The 6,000-nt window shown below is 62.5% G+C and carries 9 protein-coding genes; 4 read left to right on the top strand and 5 right to left on the bottom strand.

The annotated features are described in order from the left end of the window. Nucleotides 1-7 precede the first annotated feature (7 nt). From AC1D0Z_RS06055 to cysE, 3 genes are read left to right on the top strand one after another with little or no spacing between them, the layout of a single operon-like run. Nucleotides 8-169 (top strand): hypothetical protein, encoded by a 162-nt coding sequence (locus AC1D0Z_RS06055; protein ID WP_477657337.1) that lies wholly within the window; start codon nt 8-10, stop codon nt 167-169. Between the two features lie 14 nt (nt 170-183). Continuing rightward, nucleotides 184-999, top strand: a complete 816-nt coding sequence (locus AC1D0Z_RS06050; protein ID WP_477657336.1) for an RNA methyltransferase — start codon at nt 184-186, stop codon at nt 997-999. A 9-nt stretch (nt 1,000-1,008) separates the two neighbouring features. Continuing rightward, nucleotides 1,009-1,782 (top strand): serine O-acetyltransferase, encoded by a 774-nt coding sequence (gene cysE / locus AC1D0Z_RS06045; RefSeq protein WP_477657335.1) that lies wholly within the window; start codon nt 1,009-1,011, stop codon nt 1,780-1,782. An 85-nt stretch (nt 1,783-1,867) separates the two neighbouring features. Here cysE and AC1D0Z_RS06040 read toward each other — a convergent pair whose 3' ends face one another. From AC1D0Z_RS06040 to yjgA, 3 genes are all read right to left on the bottom strand, one after another. Then, a complete protein-coding gene (locus tag AC1D0Z_RS06040; protein WP_477657334.1) occupies nt 1,868-2,209 on the bottom strand; it encodes a DUF4870 domain-containing protein in 342 nt (113 codons plus the stop codon). A 73-nt stretch (nt 2,210-2,282) separates the two neighbouring features. Then, nucleotides 2,283-2,876: a molybdopterin adenylyltransferase gene (gene mog, locus AC1D0Z_RS06035; RefSeq protein ID WP_477657333.1), complete on the bottom strand. Its 594-nt coding sequence runs from the start codon at nt 2,874-2,876 to the stop codon at nt 2,283-2,285. Further along, on the bottom strand, nt 2,873-3,481 hold the full coding sequence (gene yjgA / locus AC1D0Z_RS06030; RefSeq protein WP_477657332.1) for a ribosome biogenesis factor YjgA: 609 nt from the start codon (nt 3,479-3,481) through the stop codon (nt 2,873-2,875). The genes mog and yjgA overlap by 4 nt, the downstream gene beginning before the upstream one ends. 25 nt (nt 3,482-3,506) lie before the next feature. Here yjgA and pmbA point away from each other — a divergent pair, with 25 nt between their 5' ends. Further along, a complete protein-coding gene (gene pmbA / locus AC1D0Z_RS06025) occupies nt 3,507-4,943 on the top strand; it encodes a metalloprotease PmbA (RefSeq protein WP_477657331.1) in 1,437 nt (478 codons plus the stop codon). Nucleotides 4,944-5,068: 125 nt separating this feature from the next. Here the strand turns inward: pmbA and AC1D0Z_RS06020 are convergent, their stop codons facing one another. Together AC1D0Z_RS06020 and rpsU are read right to left on the bottom strand one after the other, a co-directional pair. Continuing rightward, on the bottom strand, nt 5,069-5,518 hold the full coding sequence (locus AC1D0Z_RS06020) for a GatB/YqeY domain-containing protein (RefSeq protein ID WP_477657330.1): 450 nt from the start codon (nt 5,516-5,518) through the stop codon (nt 5,069-5,071). Between the two features lie 113 nt (nt 5,519-5,631). Then, nucleotides 5,632-5,844, bottom strand: coding sequence for a 30S ribosomal protein S21 (rpsU, locus tag AC1D0Z_RS06015; protein WP_007872347.1), 213 nt, complete (start codon nt 5,842-5,844; stop codon nt 5,632-5,634). Nucleotides 5,845-6,000: the final 156 nt, after the last annotated feature.

The following is a 6,000-nucleotide window of genomic DNA, read 5'->3' as shown; positions in this document are numbered from 1 at the left end:
TTCGCTGGTGCCGCGCAGTGTGCTGGCAACATTTCCCGAGCGCGGCCGGCTCAGCGTTCATGCATTGCCGCCTGGCAGTGACTGCGCCCAGACTGACCTCATCTGGCGCAAAGGGGCGAAGTCGCCGAAGGTCGAGGCATTGCTCCGCGCCCTGAAGGCCCCGGCATAGGACAATCCAGGTCCATGCACACGCGATTCATCCTGATCAATACCAGCCATGCCGGCAATGTGGGGGCTACGGCCCGCGCCATGAAAACCATGGGCTTTGACGACCTGGTGCTGGTGGCGCCGCGCTGGGCCAATGTGCTCAACCGCGAAGAAACCATCCAGCGGGCCAGCGGCGCGCTCGACGTTCTCAAAAACGCCCRCATTGTGGCCACGCTGGACGAAGCCGTGGACGGTATGGCCCACCTGTGTGCCACCGCCATGACGCCGCGCGACTTCGGTCCGCCCACGCGGGCGCCGCGCGAGCACTTTGCGCAGTTGCTGGGCCAGGCAGGTGTGCTATCAAAAGAGGAGCTGCTCGCGCTCGCCCCCATTGGTCAAAAGCCCGATTCCGTTGCTTTTTTGTTCGGCTCCGAGCGCTTCGGCATGCAGAACGAGGACGTTTACCGCTGCCATGTGGCGCTGAGCATCCCGACCGATCCAAAGTTTGGCTCGCTCAATCTGGGTGCGGCTGTGCAACTGATCGCTTACGACTGGCGCCAGGCGCTGGGCGGCTTCAGCGTACAGCCGGCCACAGCCGAACCCACGCTGGCGGACGCGGCCGCCGTGGCGGGCATGCTCAGGCACTGGGAAGAAGCCCTGGCCGGCATCGGCTTCCTGGATCCGGCCTCGCCCAAAAAATTGATGCCGCGGCTCAACCAGTTGTTCAACCGGGCCCAGCTCAGCCCCGAGGAAATCCACATCCTGCGCGGCGTGGCCAAAGCCATGCTGCAGAAGGCCTCTGAAGCCAGGGGCAAAAGCGCGGTTCCAGCAAGCAGCTCACACCCTCAGTAGACTTCGCCTATGTTTTCCCGACTCCGCTCCGACATCCAGTGCATTCTCGACCGCGATCCTGCCGCCCGTACGGCCTGGGAAGCACTGACTTGCTACCCCGGCGTGCATGCGCAGGTGTTGCACCGCCGGGCGCACTGGTGCTGGAACCACGGTTTCAAGTGGCTGGGCCGTTTCATTTCGCATTTTTCGCGCTGGGTAACCGGCATTGAAATCCACCCTGGCGCCAAAATCGGTGAGCGCGTGTTTTTTGACCATGCCATGGGCGTCGTGATTGGTGAAACCGCTGAAATCGGCGACGGCTGCACGATCTACCAGGGCGTGACTTTGGGCGGCACCTCGCTGTACAAAGGCACCAAACGCCATCCGACCCTGGGCCGCGATGTGGWGGTGAGTGCGGGAGCCAAGGTGCTTGGCGGTTTCCTGGTGGGTGACGGCGCCAAGATTGGCAGCAACGCGGTGGTGATCAAGCCGGTTCCGGCAGGCGCCACGGCGGTGGGTATCCCGGCGCGCATCATTCCCTCCAAAACCGGGGAAAGCGCCGACGTCACCATTACCCAGTTTTCGGCCTATGGCATCACGCAGGAGGATGACCCGCTGTCGCAGGCCATGCGCGGCCTGATCGACAATGCGGCGGGCCAGGAACACCAGATCGCCCTGCTGTGGCAGGCGATTGAGAAACTCTCCGGCCCGCAGACGGCCATGAGCAAGGATTGCGTGCCGCAGGACGCCGCGCTCACGGAAACCTTTGAGGCCGACAAGCTCAATCAGCTGGTCGGTAAATAAGGCAGTGAGACAGGCGGATGGATAAATAAGACAGGCAAAAAAAAGGAAGGGCTCGCCCTTCCTTTTTTATTTTCGCCCGTGGGCTTCAGTTGATCAGGCGAAGCGCGAACGGCACACGGAAGGTTTTGCCGTTGGAGGCGCCCAGCGCGCCCATGACGCAGAACACCAGGTGGCAAATGCCCAGCGCCGCGAACACCAGAAAGCCGATCAGCACAAAAGTCAGGATCATGGCCGCCACATAGCCGATGGTCGCGGTGATCGACCAGTTCAGTGCTTCCTTGGACTGGTCCAGGATGTAGGCGTCGTCCTTTTTCACCAGGTAGACGATCAGCCCCGGAATGAAACCCAGAAACAGGGTTCCGATCCAGATCAGCACGGCGGTGTTTTTCGATTCCTTGCTCGGCGTTGTTTCAATCAGGTCATCCATCTCGGCTCCTCGTGTTGTAAAGCCCGAATACTACGTGAGAAAGAGGCCTGGGCCAAACCGGCGAGCGCAAGGCTCAGCGCGGTGGGCGGACAGCGCTTTTGGGCCTGAATGCCCGGCACACTGCTTCATCGGTTTCCAGATAGGGGCCGCCAATGAGGTCTATGCAGTAAGGCACAGCAGCGAAGATGCCAGCGACGGCTTGAGAGCCATCGGCGTTTTTCAGCCCTTCCAGGGTTTCCGCAATGGATTTGGGCTGGCCCGGCAGGTTCATGATCAGGCATTTGTCGCGTATGACGGCGCACTGGCGCGACAGGATGGCCGTCGGGACAAACTTCAGGCTGATCTGCCGCATCTGCTCGCCAAAACCCGGCATTTCCTTGTGGGCAACAGCCAGTGTGGCTTCAGGGGTGACGTCGCGCAGCGCAGGGCCGGTGCCGCCGGTGGTCAGTACAAGCGAACAACCGGCGTCAACGAGCTCGATCAGCGCGGCGCTGATGCCCGGCCGCTCATCGGGAATCAGCCGCTCCTCGAAGGTAATCGGGTTGCGCAGTGCGCGCCCCAGCCACTCCTTGAGCGCCGGCAAGCCTTTGTCGACATAGACGCCCGCGGACGCTCGGTCGCTGACGGAAACGATGCCGATCTTTACTGCGTCAAAAGGCGCGCTCACGCTTCTGGCTCCTCGCTATCTTCAGGTCCTCGCGCCATGCCTTGCCTGACCAGCTGGAAAATTTCGCGGTAAGACTTGCCGTGGCGCGGTGCTTCGCCGGGTTTTTCGGGCTTGGCATCCTTGCGGGCCTGGCGGATCAGCGCGCGCAGTTGCTGCGAGTCCGTGCCGGGGTGTTCTTCGAGCCAGGCGCCCAGCGCGGCATCGTCGGCGATCAGCTTGTCGCGCCACTGCTCGGCCAGGTGCAGGGCCAGCGTCAGGTCGGCCGAACCGTTGAGCTGCTCGTTGATCGCTTCGCGAATGGGTTCCGGGTCCAGCGGGCGCATCAGCTTGCCGATGAACTGCATCTGGCGGCGCCTGCCTTCAAAATTGGTAATCTTTTTGGCGTCGGCAATGGCGTCGCGCAGCTTGTCGGGCAGGTCCAGCCGCGCCATTAAATCGGCACGCAGCGTCAGCAGCGCTTCACCTAGCGCCTGTTTTTCGTCGGCCTCGGCCTTGAGCTGGGTTTTGCTGGGCGGGCCGACTTCTTCAAGCGCGATTTCTTCGGGTTTGACGAAGCGGCCGTTGGACCAGTAGCCCTTGATGGCCTTGGGAGTCTTGTTGTTCATAGCAGTCAGTATCATAGCTACCCATATGACCCAAAAAGCTTCTTCTCGCGCCAGCGGCGCAACACGCAGTGCTTCACGCCCCGTCCCGGTCCCCAAGGGCCAGCCAGGCCAGCCTGAATCCGGTTTCAGCTACCACCGCGATTTTTTCGAGGAACTTGTCGACAGCGCCCTTGGCCACGCCAAAAAACTGGGTGCTACGGACGCTGCCGCGGAAGCTTCCGAAGGCTGCGGGCTCTCGGTCAGCGTGCGAAAGGGCGAGCTTGAAAACGTCGAGCGCAACCGCGACAAATCGCTCGGCATCACGGTCTACATCGGCAAAAAGCGCGGGAATGCCGCCACCAGCGATTTTTCCAAAGCGGCGATCGAGCAGACCGTGAAAGCGGCTTACGACATCGCGCGTTTTACGGCGGAAGACGAAACCTCCGGCCTGCCCGACGACCGCGACATCGCGCGCCAGCACCCGGCACTGGACCTCTTTCACCCTTGGTCGATCAATTCGGAAGAAGCTGCGCAGCTGGCCCTGCAGTGTGAAGCCGCGGCGCTGAGCACCAGCCGCCTCATCACCAATAGCGAAGGCGCCGGCGTGTCGGCCCAGCAAAGCCATTTTTTCAGCGCCCACACCAAAGGCTTTCGCGGCGGCTACGCCAGTTCGCGCCACAGCATTTCGGTGGCGCCGATTGCCGGCAAGGGCGACCAGATGCAGCGCGATGCCTGGTATAGCTCCATGCGCGATGCCAGCGAATTGGCGGCTCCCGAAGCCGTGGGCCGCTACGCCGCAGAGCGTGCACTGGCGCGCCTCAAGAGCCGCAAGATCCCGACCACGCAGTGCCCGGTGCTTTTCGAGTCACCGCTGGCTGCAGGCCTGCTGGGCGGCTTTGTACAGGCCGTGAGCGGCGGTGCGCTGTACCGCAAAAGCACTTTCCTGGCCGACAGCCTGGGCAAAGCGGCTTTCCCCAAACACATCGACATCGCGGAAGACCCGCACCTGCGCAAAGGCAAGGGCAGTGCGCCGTTTGACGAAGAGGGCGTGAAGACCAAGGCGCGCCAGGTGGTGGAGGYCGGCCGCGTCGAGGGCTATTTCCTGAGCACTTATTCGGCCCGCAAGCTGGGCATGCGCACCACCGGCAACGCCGGCGGTTCGCACAACCTGATCATGACCAGCCGCAATACCCGCAAGGGCGACGACCTGGACGCCATGCTGCGCAAGTTGGGCCGCGGCCTCTTCGTGACCGAGCTGATGGGCCAGGGCGTGAACTACGTGACCGGCGACTATTCGCGCGGCGCGTCGGGCTTCTGGGTGGAAAACGGCCGCATTCAGTTTCCGGTGGAGGAAATCACCATTGCCGGCAACCTCAAGGACATGCTCATGGGCATTGAGGCTGTGGGTGCGGACGCCTACAACTACGGCGCCAAGACAGTCGGCTCGATTCTCGTCAACCGGATGAAGGTCGCCGGTAGTTAAGGCCCCCACGCTTTTCACTTCGTGTAATGCGCTGCCCCCCGAGGGGGCGCCCCGCCTGCGGCCCGGCGAAGCCGGTTCCGCGGCTCGGACTGGCCTAAGAGGGGTGTAGCTGCCGGCCGCTGTGTTTAACCGGCTAGCGCTGCCTTCACTGCGGCAGATACCTGGCCCATGTCGGCCTTGCCGGCGAGCTTGGCTTTCACCGCGCCCATGACCTTGCCCATGTCGCCGGGACCGGTGGCGCCGAGTTCGGCCACGATGGCTTTCACGGCGGCGGCGACTTCGTCGGCGCTCAGGCGCGCGGRCAGGTAGGCCTGGAGCACGACCAGTTCGGCCGCTTCCTTGTCAGCCAGGTCCTTGCGCTCGGCCTTCTGGAAGGCTTCGAGCGAGTCCTTGCGCTGCTTGATCAGCTTGTCGACGATGGCGACCACGGCTGCGTCGTCCAGCACCACGCGCTCATCGACCTCTTTCTGCTTCAGGGCGGCCAGCAGCAGGCGGATGGTGCCCAGGCGCTCGCTGTCCTTGGCGCGCATGGCGGTCTTCATGTCTTCGGTGATCTGGTCTTTGAGTGCTGACATTCGGAGTCTCCTGGAAGGCAAAAGAGGATGAAGGGTGGCGTAGCGCCAAAAACACAAAAGCCCGCAGAGCGTCCTCGTGCGGGCTTTTTGTTGCCGTGAGGCGGTACTAAAGATTAGTAAAGCTTCTTGGGCAACTGCATCGAGCGKATACGCTTGTAGTTGCGCTTGACGGCGGCTGCCTTCTTGCGCTTGCGCTCGGCCGTTGGCTTTTCGTAAAACTCACGGGCGCGCAGGTCGGTCAGCAGGCCGAGTTTTTCAATGGTGCGCTTGAAACGGCGCAGAGCCACGTCGAAGGGCTCATTGTCTTTTACACGGATGGTGGTCATTGTTCAGTTGATCCAAAAGGTGCGCCTTAATTGATCTGATCAGGATCAGGCCAGGCGCGGGTTTGCTAGCAAAGCCTGAGATTATAGCATTGGACGCAGCCCCCACGGTCGTTCACTTCGTGTAACTCCCTGCCCCCCGAGAGGGCCGCCCGCCCT

It is taken from the genome of Polaromonas sp. P1_E3 (assembly GCF_056405935.1).
This window is presented reverse-complemented; position numbering and strand designations above follow the sequence as displayed.